The sequence below is a fragment of the Bradyrhizobium sp. NC92 genome (assembly GCF_025200865.1).
Classification (GTDB): Bacteria; Pseudomonadota; Alphaproteobacteria; order Rhizobiales; family Xanthobacteraceae; genus Bradyrhizobium.
Genome location: NZ_CP104171.1, coordinates 7,887,057 through 7,907,042, shown reverse-complemented (window position 1 = coordinate 7,907,042; position 19,986 = coordinate 7,887,057). Strand labels below are relative to the sequence as shown.

The 19,986-nt window shown below is 64.9% G+C and carries 21 protein-coding genes; 11 read left to right on the top strand and 10 right to left on the bottom strand.

Going from position 1 to position 19,986, the window contains the following annotated elements:
• Nucleotides 1-46: 46 nt before the first annotated feature.
• On the bottom strand, nt 47-595 hold the full coding sequence (locus tag N2602_RS36760) for a TetR/AcrR family transcriptional regulator (protein ID WP_172785996.1): 549 nt from the start codon (nt 593-595) through the stop codon (nt 47-49).
• A gap of 107 nt (nt 596-702) precedes the next feature.
• Between N2602_RS36760 and N2602_RS36755 the strand changes: the two genes are divergently transcribed.
• The 3 genes from N2602_RS36755 to N2602_RS36745 all read left to right on the top strand — a co-directional run bounded on the left by N2602_RS36755 (nt 703) and on the right by N2602_RS36745 (nt 2,356).
• Nucleotides 703-1,131: a thioesterase family protein gene (locus N2602_RS36755; RefSeq protein WP_172785995.1), complete on the top strand. Its 429-nt coding sequence runs from the start codon at nt 703-705 to the stop codon at nt 1,129-1,131.
• Nucleotides 1,132-1,134: 3 nt separating this feature from the next.
• On the top strand, nt 1,135-1,584 hold the full coding sequence (locus N2602_RS36750; RefSeq protein WP_260381147.1) for a PaaI family thioesterase: 450 nt from the start codon (nt 1,135-1,137) through the stop codon (nt 1,582-1,584).
• A gap of 112 nt (nt 1,585-1,696) precedes the next feature.
• On the top strand, nt 1,697-2,356 hold the full coding sequence (locus N2602_RS36745) for a DsbA family protein (RefSeq protein ID WP_260381146.1): 660 nt from the start codon (nt 1,697-1,699) through the stop codon (nt 2,354-2,356).
• Between the two features lie 81 nt (nt 2,357-2,437).
• On the opposite strand, the gene N2602_RS36740 is transcribed toward N2602_RS36745, so the two are convergent.
• From N2602_RS36740 to N2602_RS36730, 3 genes are all read right to left on the bottom strand, one after another.
• A complete protein-coding gene (locus tag N2602_RS36740; RefSeq protein WP_172785992.1) occupies nt 2,438-2,644 on the bottom strand; it encodes a hypothetical protein in 207 nt (68 codons plus the stop codon).
• A gap of 81 nt (nt 2,645-2,725) precedes the next feature.
• Nucleotides 2,726-3,796 carry a phospholipase gene (locus tag N2602_RS36735; protein WP_260381145.1) on the bottom strand — a complete coding sequence of 357 codons (1,071 nt, stop codon included), beginning with the start codon at nt 3,794-3,796 and terminating at the stop codon, nt 2,726-2,728.
• A gap of 26 nt (nt 3,797-3,822) precedes the next feature.
• Nucleotides 3,823-4,794 carry a S1C family serine protease gene (locus N2602_RS36730; protein WP_172785990.1) on the bottom strand — a complete coding sequence of 324 codons (972 nt, stop codon included), beginning with the start codon at nt 4,792-4,794 and terminating at the stop codon, nt 3,823-3,825.
• 282 nt (nt 4,795-5,076) lie between these two features.
• Here N2602_RS36730 and N2602_RS36725 point away from each other — a divergent pair, with 282 nt between their 5' ends.
• From N2602_RS36725 to N2602_RS36700, 6 genes are all read left to right on the top strand, one after another.
• On the top strand, nt 5,077-6,495 hold the full coding sequence (locus N2602_RS36725; protein WP_260381144.1) for a M20 family metallopeptidase: 1,419 nt from the start codon (nt 5,077-5,079) through the stop codon (nt 6,493-6,495).
• A 258-nt stretch (nt 6,496-6,753) separates the two neighbouring features.
• Complete coding sequence (locus N2602_RS36720; RefSeq protein ID WP_172785988.1) at nt 6,754-8,544, top strand: peptide ABC transporter substrate-binding protein; 1,791 nt, start codon at nt 6,754-6,756, stop codon at nt 8,542-8,544.
• 26 nt (nt 8,545-8,570) lie between these two features.
• A complete protein-coding gene (locus N2602_RS36715; RefSeq protein ID WP_172785987.1) occupies nt 8,571-9,530 on the top strand; it encodes an ABC transporter permease in 960 nt (319 codons plus the stop codon).
• Complete coding sequence (locus tag N2602_RS36710; RefSeq protein ID WP_260381143.1) at nt 9,496-10,413, top strand: ABC transporter permease; 918 nt, start codon at nt 9,496-9,498, stop codon at nt 10,411-10,413. The genes N2602_RS36715 and N2602_RS36710 overlap by 35 nt, the downstream gene beginning before the upstream one ends.
• Entirely contained in the window at nt 10,413-11,408 is a 996-nt protein-coding gene (locus tag N2602_RS36705) for an ABC transporter ATP-binding protein (RefSeq protein ID WP_172785985.1), read from the top strand. The genes N2602_RS36710 and N2602_RS36705 overlap by 1 nt, the downstream gene beginning before the upstream one ends.
• Nucleotides 11,405-12,373: an ABC transporter ATP-binding protein gene (locus N2602_RS36700; protein ID WP_172785984.1), complete on the top strand. Its 969-nt coding sequence runs from the start codon at nt 11,405-11,407 to the stop codon at nt 12,371-12,373. Before N2602_RS36705 ends, N2602_RS36700 begins: the two co-directional genes overlap by 4 nt.
• A gap of 60 nt (nt 12,374-12,433) precedes the next feature.
• On the opposite strand, the gene N2602_RS36695 is transcribed toward N2602_RS36700, so the two are convergent.
• Complete coding sequence (locus N2602_RS36695) at nt 12,434-13,081, bottom strand: HAD family phosphatase (protein WP_311738837.1); 648 nt, start codon at nt 13,079-13,081, stop codon at nt 12,434-12,436.
• A 49-nt stretch (nt 13,082-13,130) separates the two neighbouring features.
• Nucleotides 13,131-14,162: a helix-turn-helix domain-containing protein gene (locus tag N2602_RS36690; protein ID WP_246708857.1), complete on the bottom strand. Its 1,032-nt coding sequence runs from the start codon at nt 14,160-14,162 to the stop codon at nt 13,131-13,133.
• A gap of 147 nt (nt 14,163-14,309) precedes the next feature.
• Between N2602_RS36690 and N2602_RS36685 the strand changes: the two genes are divergently transcribed.
• A complete protein-coding gene (locus tag N2602_RS36685) occupies nt 14,310-14,762 on the top strand; it encodes a YncE family protein (RefSeq protein WP_260381141.1) in 453 nt (150 codons plus the stop codon).
• Between the two features lie 101 nt (nt 14,763-14,863).
• On the opposite strand, the gene N2602_RS36680 is transcribed toward N2602_RS36685, so the two are convergent.
• The gene (locus tag N2602_RS36680; protein WP_260381140.1) at nt 14,864-16,768 is read right to left on the bottom strand and encodes a diguanylate cyclase domain-containing protein; all 1,905 of its coding nucleotides are present in this window, start codon (nt 16,766-16,768) and stop codon (nt 14,864-14,866) included.
• 160 nt (nt 16,769-16,928) lie between these two features.
• The gene (locus tag N2602_RS36675) at nt 16,929-17,150 is read right to left on the bottom strand and encodes a dodecin (RefSeq protein WP_172785980.1); all 222 of its coding nucleotides are present in this window, start codon (nt 17,148-17,150) and stop codon (nt 16,929-16,931) included.
• Nucleotides 17,151-17,327: 177 nt separating this feature from the next.
• On the opposite strand from N2602_RS36675, the gene N2602_RS36670 reads away from it, so the two are divergent.
• Nucleotides 17,328-18,209: a DMT family transporter gene (locus N2602_RS36670; protein WP_260381139.1), complete on the top strand. Its 882-nt coding sequence runs from the start codon at nt 17,328-17,330 to the stop codon at nt 18,207-18,209.
• Nucleotides 18,210-18,230: 21 nt separating this feature from the next.
• Here the strand turns inward: N2602_RS36670 and N2602_RS36665 are convergent, their stop codons facing one another.
• Nucleotides 18,231-18,788, bottom strand: a complete 558-nt coding sequence (locus N2602_RS36665; protein ID WP_172785979.1) for an HNH endonuclease — start codon at nt 18,786-18,788, stop codon at nt 18,231-18,233.
• Nucleotides 18,789-18,991: 203 nt separating this feature from the next.
• Nucleotides 18,992-19,969 carry a peptidyl-alpha-hydroxyglycine alpha-amidating lyase family protein gene (locus N2602_RS36660; protein WP_260381138.1) on the bottom strand — a complete coding sequence of 326 codons (978 nt, stop codon included), beginning with the start codon at nt 19,967-19,969 and terminating at the stop codon, nt 18,992-18,994.
• Nucleotides 19,970-19,986 lie beyond the last annotated feature (17 nt).

Below are 19,986 nucleotides of genomic sequence, written 5' to 3'. Positions count from 1 at the left end.
CGCTGCACCCTTGACGCTTCCGCGGCCCTTCGGGTCCGGATCTGGCTCAGTCGAGCAGTTTCTCGGCCGATTTCGCCACGAGCTGCGACCGCTTGCGCGGACCGCTCTCGACGAACAACAGGCTCTGGCCGAAGATGAAGCAGTAGAACAGGAAGGCCTGCGCGTCGGCCTCCTCGGTCGCAAGGCCGGTGGCGCGATAGAGGTCGCCGACGTGCTTGAGCCGCGCCGCATCGACGCTCGCCACCGCTGCCGCGGCGTTCTCGTCCGAGCGGGCCCATTGCCGGATCGCAAGCTCGATCGCCATGCCTTCCGGATTGAGCCGCTCGGAATAGAGCTGGATCACCGCCTTCAGCCGTTCGCGCGGCGCTTGCCCGTCAAGGCTTGTCTGCTGCGCGATCGCGGCGATGCGGCCCTTGCGCCAGGCTTCCAGCATGGCCTCGAGCAGCGCGGCGCGATCGGCGAAGCGCCGGTAGAACCCGCCCTTGGTGACGCCGAGGTTCTTGGCGAGCACCTCGACCCGCACGCCCTCCACCCCCGCACGGGCGAGCTCGGCAAATCCAGCCTCGACCCAGACATCGCCCTTGCCGTCGCTCATGAAGGAAGCCTCACCCGGACTTGATACGGTGCCGTATTGCTAACGCGACACGGGTTTGATACGCTACCGTATCAACGATCAAGAACGAAATTGCGGGAGGAATTGCGATGGAGCAGGAGGCAACCTATCGCGGCACGGTCTATCCATGGCAATGCGACCATGTCGGGCACATGAACATCATGTGGTATGTCGGCAAGTTCGACGAGGCCAACTGGAATCTGTTCGCTCGCATTGGCCTGACGCCGAGCTATTTGCGCTCCTCCGGCCGCGGCATGGCCGCGGTGCAGCAGAACATCGCCTACAAGCGCGAGCTGCTCGCCGGCGACATCGTCGAGATCCGCAGCCATCTGCTCGAGATCAGGGACAAGTCGATCCGCTTCCGGCACGACATGACGAATGCCGAGACTGGCGAGCTCGCCGCGACGTGCGAGATCACCGGCGTGCACATGGACCGCCAATTGCGGAAGTCCGCGCCGTTCGCCGATGCCATTCGCGAAGCGGCCTCGAGGCATCTTGCGGAACCTGCCGAGGTGTGAGCCATGACAGCCTTCGAGCCGAAAAACCCGGGCTACCGCGCGGCGGCCATCGCCATGTTCGATGGCCAGCCGGCCATGCGCACGCTCGGCATCGTGATCGTCCGCCTCGCACCGGGCCAGGTCGAGCTGGCGATGCTGCATGCACCGGCCCTCACACAGCAGAACGGTTTCATCCATGCCGGCATCATCACGGCCGGGCTCGACAATGCCTGCGGCGTTGCGGCCTTCAGCCTGATGCCGCCGGAGGCCGGTATCCTCACCGTCGAATTCAAGACCACGCTGCTCGCGCCCGCCCGCGGCGAGCGCTTCGTCTTCAAGGCCGAAGTGGTCAAGCCCGGCCGCACGCTGACCTTCTGCGAGGCAAAGGCCTACGCCGAGCATGACGGCAAGACCACGCTGATCGCCACGATGAGCGGGACGTTGATGGCGATGCTGCCTCGCGCGGCGGCTTAGCTGGACCGGGTGCGATTCGCGTGGCAATCCCGCCCGCGCCATTCTATATGACCCGTAACATGGCCGGTCCGCGGGCGTATATCCGCAAGATGGGGCCGGAACGGGACGAGATATGACCGGATTTGGGAAGAGTGGCCTTGCGCCGACGCGGCGCGCAGCCTTGACGCTGATCGGAGCGGGTGCTCTCGCGGTGGGTGGCATCGTCCCGGCGCGCGCGGCGGCCGGCGATGACGAGGTGCTGACCGAAGCCAAGGTGCTGCGCGATCCCGACACGCCCGTCGCAGGCAATCCCGACGGCAACATCACCATCGTCGAATGGTCCGACTACAATTGTCCCTATTGCCGCAAGCTCGAGCCCGAGCTGCGCCAGGTGGTCCAGGACGACGGCAAGGTGCGGCTGGTGATGAAGGACTGGCCGATCCTCGGGCCGGTTTCGGTCACCGCGGCGCGGATCGCGCTGGCGGCCAAATTCCAGGGCAAGTATCACCAGGCCCATGACGCCATGATCGGCGTCAGCTCGCGCCTGACCGAGCCGCGCATCAACGAGCTGCTGGCGGCCGCCGGGGTCGACATGGACCGGTTGAAGCGCGATCTCACCGGGCACGCCAAGGACATCGACGCCATCCTCAAGCGCAACAACGAGCAGGCTGAAGCTTTCGGCTTCCATGGCACCCCGTCCTTCATCGTCGGCAAGTATCGCGTGCCCGGCGCGCTCAGCATGACCGAGTTCGAGCAGGTCATCGCCGACGCCCGCAAGGCCAAGATGAACTGAGCGGCCGATATTTCAGGACGCAACAGAAAGGCGCCGTCGCGGAGTTCGCGACGGCGCCTTGTTCATGTCGATCGGACGAAATTACTTCGACGAGATGCGGACCCAGTCCTTGTGCGCGCGATCGCGCAGCGCATCCCAATCGGCCTTGGCGACGTCCCAGTTCACGATGGTACGGTTGGTCGTCGCGACCTCACCCTTGGCGACCGACGACGTCTGCATGGAATCATAGATGTAGACGCCGCACGCAAGCAGCAGCGCGCCCAGGATCATTCCAAAAAAAGTCTGCATGGCGAACCTCCGGTGACGGGCAATAACGTCGGCCCGGAGTGATGGTTCCGCGACCATGCGGCGCATCTAAGGAGAGATTGTTCATTCTGCATTCAGCCACTCCATCAGCTCCGCATTGATCTCGCGCGGATAGGTGTGGCTGAGGTCGTCGACCTCGCGATAGGTGACGTCGGCACCGCCGGCGGAGAGTGCCGCCTGCGTCTGCCGTGCGGTCTGCACCGGAAACATCCAGTCGAGCTTGCCGTGAGTGATGAAGACCGGCAGGCCTTGCAGGCGTGATGCGTCGGCCATTTCCGCCATCAGCGGATGGAAGGTCGCCGCAACAGGCGCGAGATGCGTGAAGGGCGAGGCGCCGTCGAGGCCGGTGACGTAGCAGAAGGTGCCGCCGTCGCTCATGCCGGTCAGCAGCATGCGGGAGGGGTCGATGCTCCAGCGGCCGCGCACCGCTTCGAGAATGCGCATGAGGTTCAGCGTGTCGGTGTCGTCGCCCATCAGCGCCCAGTTCGGCCCGGTCGCAGTCGGCGCCACCAGGATCGCGCCAAGACTGCGGGCGTCGCGGAGCCAGCTCCACAGAAAGCCGCGGCCGTTGCCGCTGCCGCCATGCAGCGCCATCACCAGCGGCATGGCACGCTCGGGCGTGTAATATTCGGGGACATAAACCGAGAAGCCGCCGCGACTGCCGGGCTCGTTGTGGTCGTGGAAGATGCCGGTATCTTCGCTCGCGCCGGCTTCGAGCTTCGACAACAAATCCGCATTGTCGCGATTGGCGGCGTTGAGGAAGAAGCCGCTCACGGGCGGAAACTTAACCGCCAGCGGATAAAGCGCCTCCTGCGCGCGCGGGACATGGCGCAGGGCGCGGAACACCGCGACGAGATCGCCATCGCCCCGCTCGACTTCACGAATGCCGGCAAAGGCAGCGAGCGTCTCGCCGCAGGCGCGATCGAGCCGCTCGCGCAGGCCAGCGAACTGCTCCGGCCAATCCCCGATTGCGGCGTGCGCCGTCTGCAGCGCCTCGTCCGGCGTGCCGATCGCATCCATCACCGAGGCGAAGGCTGGCGGATGCAGATGCCGTTGGAAGAAGCCGAGTGCTTCCAGCGCGTTGAGCAGCGGCGGCAGCACGGCCACGATGTCGTCCACCACGGCCTCGGTCATCGCCCGCTTCCTCAAAGCCCTTGGGATCAGTGCAGCTTCGGCGCCTTCAAGAGCTTGAAGCGATCGGTCGACGTCACCGTGACGTCGAAGGTGACGCCTTCATGATGAACGGTGAGCGGCACGTCGACGCCGGCGGCGCCGAGCGCCCACATTTTTTTGTAGAAGGCGGTCTGGCTCGTCACCTTGTCGCCGTTGACGGCGAGGATGACGTCGCCGGTCTTCAGCTCGGCGCGAGCGGCCGGGCCGTTGGCGGAGATCCCGATCACCACCACGCGGTTGTCGATCTCGGTCGAGTACAGCCCGAGCCAGGGCCGTGCCGGCTTGTTGACGCGGCCGAATTTGCGCAAGTCCTCCAGGACCGGCTTCAGGAGGTCGATCGGCACGATCATGTTGACGTGCTCGGCCTTGCCGTCACGTTCGCGCTCGAGCTGGAGCGAGCCGATGCCGATCAGCTCGCCGCGTTCGTTGAGCAGCGCCGTGCCGCCCCAGTTCGGATGTGCGGGAGAGGTGAAGATGGCCTCATCCAGCAGATATTCCCAGTAACCGGCGAATTCCTGTTTCGCCACGACCTGGCTCGCGACCGAGCGCGTGCGTCCGCCGGCGCCGCCGACCACGACGCGGTCGCCGATCCGCGTCGCCGCCGACGAGCCGAGCGGCAGCGGCGCAATGTCGAGCTGGCCGAGCGCCTGCACCAGCCCGAACCCGGTCTCGGAATCGAAGCCGAGCGCATGACCCTCCACCACGCGCCCATCGGCGCGGTGCAGCCAGACTGACTCTGCCTCGGTGATGAGATAGCCTATCGTGAGAACCAGGCCGTCGTCGATCACGACGCCGTTGCCGGCGCGTTCGGTGCCCAGCGTCTCGGCACTGAACGCGTCCGGGGGGATGATGGCGTGCAGGCCGACGACGGAGCCGAGCGCGCGGTCGAGATCGAAACCGTAGTCGCTCGCCCGCGGCTGGTTCGCCGGCGGCACTCTCCATTCGGTCAGGGTGCTCATCGAGTTCTCCTGGCTGAGGGCATCGCTCCGGCAAGTCTGGCGGAGCGACGCGCGAAGCACGCCTAATTTAGGCCGGAGCAGGCGGTCTTGAAAGCCTCGTTCCCAACTATTCGGGAGAACGCTGCGTGAAATTTTCGAAAGGCCTGGAAACACCTCTTGCACGGGTCGTCATGTTATCCGGCCCCCGCCGCATGGCTGCTGTCCGGCGCGGTGCTAGGCGCCGTGCAGTGAAGCTGCTAACCATTGCCGCTTCGTTGGACCAAGGGATCACGGACGACAAGCATGGACAACCGCAGCGACATCTGGCGTGGCATCGATACGATCAAGGAACGTTTCATCGACCTCAGCGACAGGGTCTGGGGCATGCCTGAGGTCTGCTACACCGAGGCGCGGTCCGTCGCCGAGCATCTCGCCGAGCTGCGCCATCAGGGATTCCGCATCACCGAGAACGTCGCCGGCATCCCGACGGCGCTGATCGGCGAGTGGGGCGAGGGCGGTCCGGTCATCGCCTTCATGGGCGAGTACGATGCGCTGCCGGGCCTCAGCCAGGAGGCGGGTGTTGCCGAGCATCGTCCGATCGAGACCGGCGGCCATGGCCATGGCTGCGGTCACAACCTGCTCGGTTCCGCCGCGCTGCTCGCCGCGACGGCGGTAAAGGACTGGCTGGCGGAGAACAAGGTGCCCGGCCGCGTGCGCTATTACGGCTGCCCTGCGGAAGAAGGCGGCGCCGCCAAGGCCTTCATGGTGCGCTCCGGCGCGTTCGAAGACGCCGACATCGCCATCACCTGGCATCCTCACAGCTTCTGGGAAGTGGCGGTGACGCCGTCGCTCGCGAATACGCGCGCCGATTTCACCTTCACCGGCCGCACCTCGCATGCGGCGGCCTCGCCACATCTCGGCCGTTCGGCGCTCGATGCGGTGGAATTGATGAATGTCGGCGTCAACTACATGCGCGAGCACATGCCGAGCGACGCGCGCGTGCACTACGCGCTGCTCGACACCGGCGGCATCGCGCCCAACGTGGTGCAGGCCCATGCGCGTGTGCGCTATTCGATCCGCGCGCGCGATCTTCCCGGCATGAACGAGCTGGTCGAGCGCGTGTCGAAGATCGCGCAAGGCGCGGCGTTGATGACCGAGACCAAGGTCGAGATGAAGATCATCTCCGCGGTCTCCAACATCCTGCCGAACGGGCCGCTGGAGCAGGCGCTGCACCAGGTGATGGAAGAGCTCGGACCGCCGCATTTCGACGATGCGGACAAGAGCTTTGCTGGCCAGATCCGTGCGACCTTGAGCGACAAGGACATCGCGTCCGTCTATTACGCGATCGGCATGGAGCCGACCGATCGGCCGCTGGCCGACTTCCTGGTGCCGCTCGATGCCAAGCGCAACCCGCTCGTCGGCTCGACCGATGTCGGCGATGTGAGCTGGGTGGTGCCGACGGTCCAGGTGCACGCACCGACGGTTGCAATCGGCACGCCCTTCCACACCTGGCAGGTGGTGGCGCAGGGCAAGAGCCCGCACGCGCACAAGGCCATGGTGCAGGCGGCCAAGGCCATGGCCGGTCTCGGCATCAAGGCGCTGACGGAACCGGAGCTGATCAAGGCCGCCAAGACCGATCTCCAGAAGCGGACGGCCAGGACACCTTACGTCTGTCCGTTGCCGGATCAGGTCGCGCCGCCGCTCGACATGTCCGTGGCGTAGAATCGGCCTCGATACTTCGTCTGATCCAGCGAACAAATTTTCCGCAGTGCAGCGCACAATCCAGCAGATTTTGCTGCTGGATTGCCGAACGGATGGGCTACTGAGCGCAATTTTGCCCAACGGACAGCCAGAAGACCGTTTGCATACACACGGTCCCAGTTGACGTGCACCCCATTCGGTGTGCCATCTACCGCCAGCCAAACCCGGCGGTCGCCAGCGGCCGCCTGCATCCATGCCGGAACCAGACGGGGGACAACCATGCTGGACAAAGAGCTGCGTTCAATGATCGGTCAGGTGAAGGACGGACGGATGGACCGCCGCGCCTTCGTCAAGCGCCTCGCCGCGGTCGGTCTCACCGCTCCCCTGGCCAACCAGCTCCTCGCGCTCGGCGGCGTTGCCATGGCGCAGAGCCCCGCGGTCTACAAGCCGACCAAGCGCGGGGGCGGCGGGCCTCTCAAGGTGCTGTGGTGGCAGGGGCCGACGCTACTCAATCCGCATTTCGCCACCGGCACCAAGGACCAGGACGGATCGCGGGTTTTCTACGAACCGCTCGCGAGCTGGGACGCCGACGGCAATCTCAACCCCATCCTCGCTGCAGAGATTCCCTCGGTTGCAAACGGCGGTCTCGCCGCCGATGCCAAGTCGGTGGTCTGGAAAATCAAGCCGGGAGTCAAATGGCACGATGGCAAACCGCTGACTGCCGACGACTTCGTGTTCACCTGGCAATACGCCAGCGATCCTGCCACGGCTGCCGTCAGCATCAGCACCTATGGTGACATCACGGTCGAGAAGGTCAGCGATCTTTCGATTCGCATCCTGTTCAAGACCCCGACGCCGTTCTGGGCCAACGCGTTCGTCGGCGCTTATGGATGCGTCATCCCGAAGCATCTGTTTGCCGACTACAAGGGCTCGAAGTCCCGCGAGGCGCCGAACAATCTGTCCCCGGTGGGCACCGGTCCCTATAAATTCGTCGAGTTCAAGCCGGGCGATGTGGTCCGTGGCGAGCTCAATCCCGACTATCACATGCCCAATCGTCCGCATTTCGACACCATCGAGATGAAGGGCGGCGGCGATGCCGTCTCGGCGGCGCGCGCGGTGATCCAGACCGGCGAATTCGATTTCGCCTGGAACATGCAGGTCGAAGACGACGTGCTGCTGCGTCTGGAGAAGGGCGGCAAGGGCAAGACCGTCTATGCCACCGGCGGCGACATCGAGTTCATCGCCATCAATTTCACCGACCCCAACGTCGAGATCGACGGCGAGCGATCCTCGATCAAGACCAAGCACCCGATCCTGTCGGATCCGAACGTGCGCAAGGCACTCGCCCTGCTCGTGGACCGCGAGTCCGTCAAGAAAGCGATCTACGGCCGGGCCGGACGCACCACGGCCAACTACCTCAACGGTCCCGAGAAGTTCGTCTCCAAGAACACCTCGTGGGAGTTCAACGTCGAGAAGGCGTCGAAGATGCTCGATGACGCCGGCTGGAAGGTCGGCGCCGACGGCATCCGCGAGAAAGACGGCAAGAAATTCAAGCTTCTGTACCAGACCTCGACCAACGGTCCGCGCCAGAAGACCCAGGCCATCGTCAAGCAGGCCTGCCAGAAGGCCGGCATCGACGTGGAACTGAAATCGGTGGTTGCCTCGGTCTTTTTCTCGTCCGACGTCGCCAACCCGGACACCTACCCCAAGTTCTATGCCGACATCGAGGAGTTCCAGATCCCGATGACGCAGCCGGATCCGGCCCTGCACATGCGCCGCTACATCTCCGCCAATGTGGCCACCAAGGAGAACAAATGGCAGGGGCAGAACTTCCCGCGCTATGTCAACAAGGAGTATGATGACGCCATCGCTGCGGCCGAGACCGAGACCGATCCGGTCAAGCGCGCCGCGCTCTACATCAAGTGCAACGACCTGTTGTGGCAGGACACCGTGTTCATTCCGGTAATGCATCGTCTGCTGGTGGATGCCTGCTCCAACACGTTGCGGCCGGCGCTCTCGGGCTGGGCCAATCGGACCGACAACATCCAGGACTGGTACCGGGAGGCATGAGCGCAGGCTAAACGGGATTTTTCCCTATGAGTCAGTATGTCCTGCGTCGCCTCCTGATTGCCGTTCCGAGCCTGCTGGCGATTTCGCTGGTGCTGTTCGTCGTGCTCGCGCTCGCCCCCGGCGATCCGTTCTCCGAACTGGCCACCAATCCGAACGTGCCGCCCGAAGTGCAGGCGGCGCTTCGGGCCAAGTTTGGTCTCGACGATCCGATCTACCTCCGGTACCTGCACTGGCTCAACGCCATGCTGCACGGCGACTGGGGCTTCTCCTTCGTCAGCCGGATGAACGTCGACACGCTGATTCTGCAGCGCCTGCCGGCCACACTCTACGTGATCGGCTCGGCGCAGATCCTGGCGCTGCTGATCGCGATTCCGGTCGGCGTCTACGCCGCGACCAGGCCGTATTCGCTGTTCGACCAGATCGCGAATACGCTCGCCTTCGTCGGTTTCTCGCTGCCGACCTTCTTCACCGGCATCCTGTTCATCCTGATCTTCTCGGTCACGCTGGACTGGCTGCCTTTCGTCTACACCACCGACATCAAGGCGACCGGCATCCGCTGGGTGCTTGAGATGATCCGTCAGGCGATCATGCCGGTGGCGGTGCTCGGCCTGTTCCAGGCGGCGTCGATGACGCGCTTCGTGCGCTCGGCGATGCTCGACGTCATCCGGCTCGACTACGTCACCACGGCGCGGGCCAAGGGCCTCGGCCAGGCCACGGTGATCGTCAAGCACGTGATGCGCAACGCCATGATCCCCGTGGTGACGCTGATCGCGTTGCAGATGCCCGCGGTGTTCGGCGGCGCCATCGTCACCGAGCAGATCTTCCGCATTCCCGGCATCGGCTCGCTGCTGATCTCCTCCATCCTTTCCAACGACACGCCGGTGGTGATGGCCGTGACCTTCGTCTTCGCGTGCCTGGTCGTGCTGTTCAATCTCATCGCGGACGTCCTTTATGGCTGGCTTGACCCTCGCATCTCCCTCCGCTGAGCGGCGCGCCTATTCGCCCTGGCGCGAAGCATGGCGACGCTACAGCCGCCACCGGCTCGCGGTGGTCAGCGCTGTCCTGCTCCTCATCCTGCTGCTCGCCGTCTTGCTTGGGCCGTTCGTGTGGCGCGTGAAGATCAACGAGATCGACATCGTCGCGGGCCTGCAGGGTCCGTCGCTCGCCCATCCCTTCGGCACCGACGATCTTGGCCAGGACATCCTGGCGCGCATGATCTATGGCGGCCGCATCTCGCTCGCGGTCGGGCTCGCCGCGATGCTGGTCGCCGTCATCATTGGCACGCTGATCGGCGCGCTCGCCGGCATGTCGCGCGGCGCGCTCGGGCACGGGCTGATGTGGCTCACCGATCTGTTCCTGTCGCTGCCGCAATTGCCGCTGCTCCTGCTGCTGATCTATCTGTTCCGCGACGGGCTGAAGCAGGTGTTCGGGCCCGAAGGCGGCATCTTCATCCTGATCGTGCTGGTGATCGGAGGCCTGCGCTGGATGCCGGTGGCGCGGCTGGTGCGTGCCCAGTTCCTGTCGCTCCGCGAGAAGGAGTTCGTCGAAGCCGCGCGCGCGCTCGGCGCCAGCCCGGTGCGGCAGGTGGTGCGGCACATCCTGCCCAATGCAGTCGGGCCGGTGATCATCGCCGGCACCATCGACGTCGCCGCCGCGATCATCGCGGAATCGACGCTGTCCTTCCTCGGCCTCGGCTTCCCGCCGGATACCCCGACCTGGGGCCGGCTGCTGTTTGATGCCAAGGATTTTCTCGACATCGGCCCGCACTGGGCGCTGTTCCCCGGCGGCGCGATCTTCATCGCGGTGGTGGCCATCAACTTCATGGGTGATGGTCTGCGCGACGCGCTCGATGCGCGACGGGTGATCTGATGGCGCCGCTGCTCGAGATCAAGGGCCTGAAAACCCACTTCTCCACCGACGACGGCATCCTCCAGGCCGTCGACGGGGTCGACATCTCCATCAACAAGGGCGAGACGCTCTGCGTCGTCGGCGAATCCGGCTGCGGCAAGACCGTGACCGCGATGTCGATCCTGAAGCTGATCGCGATGCCGCCAGGGCGGATCGCGGCAGGCCAGATCATCTTCGAGGGGCGCGATCTCGTGCCGCTGACCAGCAATCAGCTCGACGAGATCCGCGCCAAGGAGATCGGCTTCATCTTCCAGGAGCCGATGACCTCGCTCAACCCGGTGCTCACGATCGGCGAGCAGATCGCCGAGAGCCTGCGGCGGCACGAAGCGGTGACCAAGAAGCAGGCGCTCGAGCGCACCATCGAGATGCTGAAGCTGGTGCAGATCCCCAATGCCGAAGGCCGCGTGCACAATTATCCGCATCAGTTCTCCGGCGGCATGCGCCAGCGCGTGATGATCGCGATGGCGCTCGCCTGCAAGCCGAAGCTGATCATCGCCGACGAGCCCACCACCGCGCTCGACGTCACCATCCAGGCGCAGATCCTCGACCTGTTGCAGGACATGAAGGACCGCTTCGGCATGGCGGTGATGCTGATCACCCATGCCATGGGCGTCGTCGCCGAGACCGCGCAGCGGGTCGTCGTAATGTATGCCGGCAAGGTGGTGGAGGAGGCGCCCGTCGACGATCTCTTCGGCGATCCGCGTCACCCCTATACGCAAGGCCTGATCCGCTCGATCCCGCGCATCGATCTCGACAGCGAGCACAAGACGCGGCTCGAGGCGATCGGCGGCTCGGTGCCGATCCTGATCAATCCGCCGGTCGGCTGCCGCTTCGCGCCGCGCTGCAAGTTCGCCATGAATGTCTGCACCGAGAAGGAGCCGCTGCTGCGCGAGATCGCGCCCGGTCACCGCATGGCCTGTCACCTCGGCGATCCGAACCTGGGAGCCGCGTCATGAGCGAGCCCTTGCTCCGCGTCAGCGGCCTGAAGAAACATTTTCCTGTGCTAGGCGGCCTGCTGTCGCGCCAGGTCGGCACTGTCTATGCGGTCGACGGCGTGTCGTTCTCGGTCAACCGCGGCGAGACGCTCGGTCTCGTCGGCGAATCCGGTTGCGGCAAGTCGACGACCGGGCGCTGCGTGCTGCGCCTGATCGAGCCGACCGACGGCGAGGTCGTCTTCGATGGCCAGGACGTGCGCAAGCTCGGCGGCAACGATCTGCGCGCCATGCGGCGGAACATGCAGCTGGTGTTCCAGGATCCGTTCGCCTCGCTCAATCCGCGCATGACGGTCGGCGCCATTCTCGGCGAGGCCTTCACCATCCACAATCTTGCCTCCTCCCCAAAAGAGCGCGAGGAGCGCGTTGCGGGCCTTCTGGTCAAGGTCGGGCTCAAGGCCGAGCACATGCGCCGCTATCCGCACGAATTCTCCGGCGGCCAGCGCCAGCGCATCGTGATCGCCCGTGCGCTTGCGGTGGAACCGAAGCTGATCGTCTGCGACGAGCCGGTCTCCGCGCTCGACGTGTCGATCCAGGCGCAGGTGATCAACCTCCTGGAGGACCTCCAGGCCGAACTGAACCTGACCTATCTCTTCGTCGCGCACGACCTCTCGGTGGTCGAGCACATCTCCGACCGCGTCGCGGTGATGTATCTCGGCCGCATCGTCGAGCTCGCCAAGGCCAGCGATCTCTACCGCAACCCGCAGCATCCCTACACCAGAGCGCTGCTGTCGGCGGTGCCGGTGCCCGATCCCAAGCTGAAGCGCGAGCGCATCCGCCTCAAGGGCGACGTGCCGAGCCCGATGAAGCCGCCCTCCGGCTGTCACTTCCACACCCGCTGCCCGATCGCCCAGCCGCGCTGCGCGGAAAGCGCGCCGGTGTTGAAGGAGGGCGCGGGCGGGCACTTCGTGGCGTGCCATCTGGCGTAGTGCCATGAATCCGTAGGGCGGCCATTAGCGCTTGCGCGCGCTTCCGCAACCTACGCTTGTTCATCCATGAAGCAGTCCATGTTCCGAAAGAGCCTGCCTGAAAGCCTGCACGGACGTGTGATGATGCGCGAAAAGGCCCGCCTTTCGCGCGCCGGCGACGTTGGCAGCGAGGTCATCGACGAACAGGACGGCTTCCGGCCCCACGTCGAGCTCCGAAAGGCAGAGGCGATAGCAGCGCGGGTCCGGCTTGGCCGTCTTGAATTGGGCCGAGGCATAGATCCGCGAGCCGAACAGTGGACGCAGGTCCGGCAGCAGCGTGTCGATGTGGTCGGCGACCAGCGTGGTATTGTTGGTCAGGACCGCAATATCGACGGTTTGCCGCAAGCTCCCAGCAATCTCCAGCATCGCGCGATCCGCCTCCATTGAGCGGCGCCGCGCCTCGACCCACTCGTCGAGCGACAACGGATAGCCAATGCGCTCACCGAAGCCCCGCAGATAGTCCGCGGCCTCGAGCGCGCCGGAATCGCCGAGCGCTTCAAATCCACTGTCCCAGATTGCCGCGTGGACGGCTTCGCTGGTCGTCCCCGCAAGCTCGGCGAGACATGCGACGCGCTTACCCCTGTCGTAATCGCATAGGACGTTGTCCATGTCGAACAGGACGAGCTTGATGACGTCAGTCACGGCGGCACTCGCGGATTGGCCGAACATCGGCCGTGAGTGCACTCATATCCCGCCGGAACGCGGGCGACAAATCCCGCTACGGCCGCGATCCGCGCCGCCGTGCGAGTTGATGCAGCACCGTGTCGACGGCCGGCACCGCTCCGGTCTCACGCAGCCAGGCGTCGGCCAACTCCCTGAGTTCGCCCGGCGTCAGGCCGAACTTGCGGCGGAATGCGCGAATGAAGGTGGAATCGCTGCTGAAGCGCATGTCGACGGCGAGCTCGATCAGGCGGCCGTCCTGCGCGGACGGCGATATCAACCGCCGAAACGCCAGATTGAGCCGCTGCTCCCGCACATAATGGGCAAGTCCGCCCTCGGCCTCGAACAGCCGGTAGAGGGTCGCGCGCGATATCTGGAAATGGCGGCAGAGCTCTTCCGCGGTGAGCGCATCGGTTTCGAGATTGTTCGCGATGTGGCGCTTGATCAGCGTGATGTAAAGATGGCGCTCGGCGCGCTCGAGGCCCGCGACGATTTCAGCCGTCCCGCCGGCTGCGGCCGCGACGAGGTCGGCGATCGCCTCGACCGTGGCCTCGGCATGGCCGGTCGCGGTGTCTGTCCCGGGCCCGGAGCGCAAGGCGAGCGCGGCGTAGTGGCTGGCGAGCAGGCGGGCATGAGGATGGTTCGAGGGCAGCAGAGTTGCCGTCGCCGCATCCGGATGGGCGAGCCGCGGTGCCAGCATCGCGCGTTGCAGGACGATCGACATCAGGCGGGTGCGGCCGCCCGCGGCGCGCAGCGCGGTCCGGTTCGGTTGCGCCATGTCGATGAGGACGATGTCGCCGGGCCGCAGCGTGACCTCGCGCCGGCCCGAGCCGAACTTCATCTCGCCCTCAAGGCAGAGGGTGATCTGAAAATGATCCATGACGCCGCGGGCGACGTGTGCGGCCGAGCGGTCATAATCCTGGTCGGTGGCACGCGTGTCGATCAGCAACGCGTTGCGAGTCATCATCGTCACGGTGGTGACATGAAAATCGTCCTCCGCGGTATGCGGAATGACCTCGCAGATGTCGATCGTCATCGCGCGCAACCGCGCGAGCGCCTCCGGGCCGCGCCCGGGAATGTCTGCCGCCATGCTCACGTTCAACGCTGTGTCGTCCACATCCCCTCACGACGCGGAAGAACCGCACGCAACTGAATTCCCGAGATCGGCGGCAAGCCAATGTCGCGTCTGGATGTAGCCATTCGGAAATCGGTGTGCAAGCGAGGCGAGGTAGAGGGAGTGAATGACATTGTGCAACTATTACGAGATTTAGGTGGATCTTGCCTCGCGCTGAGACGTTGGGCAAGGACCCGGGTCTATGTCGCCAACGAGAACTCTTCAAACATCTCGATCATCGACGCCGCGTCGAACACCGTCATCGGCACGGTCGGGGTCGGAAGCGCCCCCTCCGGCATCACGATATCTTCGGACGAAAGCCGGATCTATATGGCCAATCAAGGCAGTGGCAGCGTCACGGTGATCGATGCAGCGTCGCAATCGGTGGTGACGACGGTTTCGGTCTCAGGAGCCCCCTTGAGTGTTGCGGCCAGCCCGGACGGGTCGCGGATCTACGTCACGACGCAGTCCAGCCAACTCGTGGTCATCAATGCTCTGACGAACACGGTCACGGCAAACGTGACCCTGTCCGTAGTCGCACAGGACGTTGTCCATGTCGAACAAGGACGAGCTTGATCGCATCGGTCACAGCAGAATCTCTCGGACCGGCCAAGTATCGAGCCGTTGCCTACGGTCATATCCTGCCGGATCGCGAGCGGCAAATCCGGCCGTGCAGCTCACGCGGTTTTCGCGGGCCATGGGATCACCTGGCCCGACATCACCAGCCGGTCTCGGCCGCTCTCCTTGGCGGCGTAGAGCGCACGGTCGGCGGCGGCGACCAGCGTGCTAGAATCCATCGCAGTCTGGGACGGAAGAGCCGCGGCGCCGCCGACGCTCGCAGTCACGAGCCGGGAAGGCGGATTTTGCGCATGCAGCATGGCGAGATCGTGCAACGCCTGGCGAATCGCTGCTCCAACCTCGGCGCAGCCTTCGGGGCAGGTGTTCGGCAGCAGCACGGCGAATTCCTCGCCGCCATAGCGCGCCGCGAGGTCGGCTGGACGCCTGGCCTGGGCGGATAGAATCCGGGCCAGCGCGCGCAAGCAGGCGTCGCCCGCCAGATGCCCGTAGAGGTCGTTGAATTTCTTGAAATGATCGACATCGATCAGCAGCAGCGAGAGCTGCGTTCCGTCGCGGCGAGCCCGCGCCCATTCGTCGGCAAGGCGGTCGTCGAAGGCGCGGCGGTTGGCGAGGCCGGTGAGACCGTCGGTGGTTGCCAGCGAGGCGAGCCTGTCCTGAAGATCCTTCTGCTCGGTCATGTCGCGCACGACTGCGACGACGCCGTCGACCACGCCGCTGTCGGACGCCACGGTCACATGTAGCGCCGCCTCGGCCCAGATCTCGCCCCTGTCGCGATGACGCTGCCGATAGACGAACCGCGCTTCCTCCGCCTCGCCTTTCTTCAGCGCGGCGATGGCCTGCTCAACCCGTTCCATGTCGTCCGCGTGAATGCCGGCGAGGGCCGAGGTGCCCAGCAGTTCTTCGGCCGACCGGCCGGTGATGCGCGCGCAGGAGGGAGAGACGTAGAGCAGCCGGTTATCGAGCCCGATGCGGGTTACCATGTCGCTGGATTGTTCGGCCAGCAGGCGGAAATTGGCTTCCTTGGCGACCAGGGCCTGTGCCGTGCGCTGCCGCTGTAGTAGCTGACGGACGAGATAGTAGCCGATCACCGCGATCAAGAGCACGAGTCCGAGAACGAAGCTCATGCGTGTTGCTGCTGCGCGCCGCCAGGGGGCGAGCACGTCGTCCTGCGACTTGCTCGCCAGCACCATCAGCGGATAGCGGCTGCTGCGCTGGTAATAGCTCAGCCGCGCCACGCCATCGAGCGGCGATTTGAAATAATAAACCGCCGCGGCGGGGCGGCTCTTCCAGCTTCTGAACAAGGGCGCATCGGACAGGTCGCGTCCGACGAAGGCGCCGCTTTCGTCGCGGCTGCGCGCCAGCATGATGCCGCTGCCGTTGAGCAGAGATGCCGAGCCGTTCGGCCCGATGTCGAACCGCTCGTAGAACTTGACGAAATAGCTGACGTCGATCGTGAGCAGGGCAACGCCGGCGAAGCCGCCGTCGGAATCGTTGATCCGGCGGGATGCCGTGATGATCCACTGGCCGCCGGAGCGGCTCTTGATGGGCCGCCCGATCAGCGTGCCCGCGTCCGGAGAATCGCGATGGCGCTGGAAATATTCGCGGTCGCTGTTGTTGAGCTTGGAGAAGTCGAGGCGCTCCGTCGTGGCGAGCCAGCGGCCGGTCCCATCATAGACGAAGATGCCGCGGATGCGGTCCGATGATTTGCGGGTCGGCAGATAGGCCTGGAGCTTCGTAATCGTGTCCGGACCCGTCCCGTCGAGTTCGAGCCGGTGGACCAGCCCGACAAGAATCGTATCGGCAAGCTCGAACGTGTCGTCCGCATGCTGGATCAGCGAATGAGCAACGTTGGCGACGTCGATCTCGGCGTTCCTCAGATCGGCGTTGCGCGCCTCCCATTCGCGCCAGGCACTCAGGCCGAGGATGGTCACGCAAATCAGCACGACGAATCCGGCCGCCCAGAGCGGAAGGCGCGTCTTGCCGAGTTCGCGGCTCGTGACCATCAGGCTTGCTCCAAATCGGAGCAAACCTCTCACTTTCGCCTTAACGGCCTATTGCAATATCCGCGATGATTGTGCGGGGTCTGTACTGGACCGGGGGAACCATCGATATATCTTGGTTCATTCGCGTCAGCGGATGTTAACCACGCTCCAGCCTAAGGCTTCATCCTTCCAACGTGAAGCCGACGCGCAGCGTCACCTGAAAATGACGCACGGCGCCGTTCTCGACATGGCCGCGCGTCTGCACGACCTCGAACCATCTTATCTCGCGAACAGTCTTCGAGGCGCGGCTGATGGCGTTCTTGATCGCATCCTCGATCGAGGTCTCAGACGATCCGACGAGGTCCAGGATCTTGTAGACGTGATCGTGCTCGGGTGTGGGCATGGCCTTTCCCTTGTTTGATATGTTGCCATCCGAAACATGTATGGCGGAACGTGCGCAGGCGAGCGTGCCTGGCCCACGGTCTGAACGGTCGTCGAAGCTTCGGGTTCCTTGCTCCGCGATGGCCCGCATGCACCAGCCGAGGTGGAGCGGCTGGCGCTGGCCTGCTAAGCGCTGGTTATGGACACGGCGCGACGCGACAGGACGATCGGCTCTCTCTGCCTCTGCGTGACGGCGTTCGGCTGGGCGTTGAACTGGCCGCTGATGAAGCTGTTGCTGCAGCAATGGCCGCCCTTGTTCGCCCGCGGTCTTGCGGGCGTGTGCGCCTCGCTCATTCTCGGCACCCTGGTGCTGAGCCGGAAGGTATCCTTCGCCGTTCCGCGCGAGGCGATCCCGCGGCTGCTGCTTGCGACCTTCACCAACGTCCTGGCCTGGATGGGTCTCGGCACGGTCGCGATGAAATATGTGAGCGTGAGCGAGGGTGCGCTGCTCGCCTATACCATGCCGATCTGGGCGATGCTGTTCGCCTGGCCGGTGCTGCACACGCGGCCGGCCCGACGGGACGTTTTCGGGCTCGTTCTCGGCGTTGCCGGCATCACGCTGCTCCTGAGCGGCAACGGTCTTGCGTTCGGCGCCGACAAGCTGCTGGGCATTGTGCTGGCGCTGCTCTGCGCCATCCTGTTCGCGCTCGGCAACGTGCTCAACCGCAAGCCGCTGCCGATGCCGCCGCTGGTCGTCGTCGCCTGGCAGGTCGGGCTCGGTTGCGCCACGATGCTGGTCCTCGGCGTGCTGTTCGAGCGTCCCGACATCACCGCGATCACTCCGGTGGGACTCGGCTGCTTCGTCTATATGACGCTGGTGCCGATGGGCCTCTGCTACGTCACCTGGTTCGAGACGCTGCGCCGTCTGCCACCGACCTCGGCCTCGACCGGCATGTTGATCGTGCCCGTGATCGGCGTGGTCTCCGCCGCCATCATTCTCGGCGAGCCGCTGGGCTATCGCGAATGGACGGCGATGGCGCTCACGCTCGGCGGCGTGACGCTGGCGTTGCAGCGGGGGTAGCGGAGCGCACCAGCTCGAACCCTACGGATCCAGCTCCGTATCCCAGTACAGATAGTCCAGCCAGCTGTCGTGCAGATAGTTCGGCGGGAAGAGGCGGCCGTTGCGGTGGAGCTGGTGCACGGTCGGTGCGAACGCGGTCTGGCGCGGAAACATCTTTGCCTGCGCCGGCGTGAGATTGCCCTTGCGCAAATTACACGGCGAGCACGCCGCGACCACGTTCTCCCAGGTAGTCTGTCCGCCTTTGCTGCGCGGGACGATGTGATCGAAGGTGAGGTCTTCGGGCGAGCCGCAATATTGGCAGGCGAAACGATCGCGCAGGAAGACGTTGAACCGGGTGAAGGCGGGGTGGGTGGTTGGCTTGACGAAGGACTTGAGCGAGACGACGCTGGGCAGCTGCATTTCCAGCGTGGGACTTCGAACCGCCTGATCGTAATGTGCGACGATGTTGACGCGGTCGAGGAACACCGCCTTGATCGCGTCTTGCCACGACCACAACGACAGTGGGTAGTAACTCAGCGGCCGGAAGTCCGCATTCAGCACCAACACCGGCCAACTGCCTTGCGAGACATGTGCGTTCAAGTAACGCTCCCGGCCTCCAATGTACGCTGCGAAGCAGCATGTATTGACATACTACATGCAGCGTGACGGGATTGTGAAGCCCGTTGAGCGACTTATTCAGCCGCGGCCAATGCGGCGGCGGGGTGGCGAACTGCCCAAAAACGCCGTGATTCGGAGAGGGCCGGGCGAGGCCTGGCGCGGAACCGCCGGGCAGGCGCCGATCCTCATTCCGGTACCCGCTCCAGCTTCTGCAGGCATCGCGTTGCGCGCACCGCGGCCGGCATCTCCTCGTCCGGAAAGCTGGTCTCCCAGTTGGTGACGCCGACCTCGCCGACATAGATATCGCCCTTCGAGTCGAGCGCGACGCCGTGTGGCGCCAGGAATTTGCCGCTGGCGACGCCTGGTCCCTCCTCGCCGCCGAGCCGCGCGATGCGATTTCCCCTGGCGTCCACGATCGACAGCCGCGGGCCGAGATTGGGCACATTGCGGTTGATGGCAAGGCCGGGGCCGAGCTCGCCGATCACGAAGGTCGGGCTCTTGGCCCCGCCGCAGCGGCACAGCGCGCAGGGGCGGTGCAGATTGTTCCACTGCGTCTCGTACTTGCCCTCGCCGTCGAACACCTGGACGCGGTGGTTCTCGCGATCGGCGACATAGACCCAGCCGTCGGCATCGGTCGCGATATTGTGCACGATGTTGAACTGGCCGGGATCGGTGCCCGGCTCGCCCCAGCTCTTGATCAGCTTGCCATCGGGTGTGAATTTGTGCACGCGCGCATTGCCATAGCCGTCGGAAACGTAGATCTCGCCCTTCGGCGACTGGGCGGTGTGGGTGCAGCGATGGAACGGCTCGCCGCTCATGAACGGTGCCGGCTTTGCGGGGATGCCGATCGTCAGTAGCACCTTGCCGTCGGTGGTGCATTTGCGCACGGTGTGGTCGCCGTCATCGGTGCAATAGAGATTGTCGTCGGCGTCGATATGCAGGCCGTGCGCGCGCGAGAACAGGCCTTCGCCGAAACTGCGCAGGAAATTGCCCTCGCGGTCCAGCACCACCATCGGGTGGGCGCCACGGTTGAAGACGTAGACGCGGTCCTTGCTGTCGACCGCGACCGAGGCGACGTCGGTGAGCTGCCAGCCGTCCGGCAATTTCGCGAAGTTGTCGACGACGCGGTAGCGATGCTCGCCGCTGCCGAGAATGGCTGGCATGGGTGGTCCTTTCCTTT

Coding starts and splice junctions, on each gene's coding strand:
- N2602_RS36760 (WP_172785996.1), bottom strand. CDS start 595: ATGAGCGACGGCAAGGGCGATGTCTGGGTCGAGGCTGGATTTGCCGAG.
- N2602_RS36755 (WP_172785995.1), top strand. CDS start 703: ATGGAGCAGGAGGCAACCTATCGCGGCACGGTCTATCCATGGCAATGC.
- N2602_RS36750 (WP_260381147.1), top strand. CDS start 1,135: ATGACAGCCTTCGAGCCGAAAAACCCGGGCTACCGCGCGGCGGCCATC.
- N2602_RS36745 (WP_260381146.1), top strand. CDS start 1,697: ATGACCGGATTTGGGAAGAGTGGCCTTGCGCCGACGCGGCGCGCAGCC.
- N2602_RS36740 (WP_172785992.1), bottom strand. CDS start 2,644: ATGCAGACTTTTTTTGGAATGATCCTGGGCGCGCTGCTGCTTGCGTGC.
- N2602_RS36735 (WP_260381145.1), bottom strand. CDS start 3,796: ATGACCGAGGCCGTGGTGGACGACATCGTGGCCGTGCTGCCGCCGCTG.
- N2602_RS36730 (WP_172785990.1), bottom strand. CDS start 4,794: ATGAGCACCCTGACCGAATGGAGAGTGCCGCCGGCGAACCAGCCGCGG.
- N2602_RS36725 (WP_260381144.1), top strand. CDS start 5,077: ATGGACAACCGCAGCGACATCTGGCGTGGCATCGATACGATCAAGGAA.
- N2602_RS36720 (WP_172785988.1), top strand. CDS start 6,754: ATGCTGGACAAAGAGCTGCGTTCAATGATCGGTCAGGTGAAGGACGGA.
- N2602_RS36715 (WP_172785987.1), top strand. CDS start 8,571: ATGAGTCAGTATGTCCTGCGTCGCCTCCTGATTGCCGTTCCGAGCCTG.
- N2602_RS36710 (WP_260381143.1), top strand. CDS start 9,496: ATGGCTGGCTTGACCCTCGCATCTCCCTCCGCTGAGCGGCGCGCCTAT.
- N2602_RS36705 (WP_172785985.1), top strand. CDS start 10,413: ATGGCGCCGCTGCTCGAGATCAAGGGCCTGAAAACCCACTTCTCCACC.
- N2602_RS36700 (WP_172785984.1), top strand. CDS start 11,405: ATGAGCGAGCCCTTGCTCCGCGTCAGCGGCCTGAAGAAACATTTTCCT.
- N2602_RS36695 (WP_311738837.1), bottom strand. CDS start 13,081: ATGTTCGGCCAATCCGCGAGTGCCGCCGTGACTGACGTCATCAAGCTC.
- N2602_RS36690 (WP_246708857.1), bottom strand. CDS start 14,162: ATGGCGGCAGACATTCCCGGGCGCGGCCCGGAGGCGCTCGCGCGGTTG.
- N2602_RS36680 (WP_260381140.1), bottom strand. CDS start 16,768: ATGGTCACGAGCCGCGAACTCGGCAAGACGCGCCTTCCGCTCTGGGCG.
- N2602_RS36675 (WP_172785980.1), bottom strand. CDS start 17,150: ATGCCCACACCCGAGCACGATCACGTCTACAAGATCCTGGACCTCGTC.
- N2602_RS36670 (WP_260381139.1), top strand. CDS start 17,328: ATGGACACGGCGCGACGCGACAGGACGATCGGCTCTCTCTGCCTCTGC.
- N2602_RS36660 (WP_260381138.1), bottom strand. CDS start 19,969: ATGCCAGCCATTCTCGGCAGCGGCGAGCATCGCTACCGCGTCGTCGAC.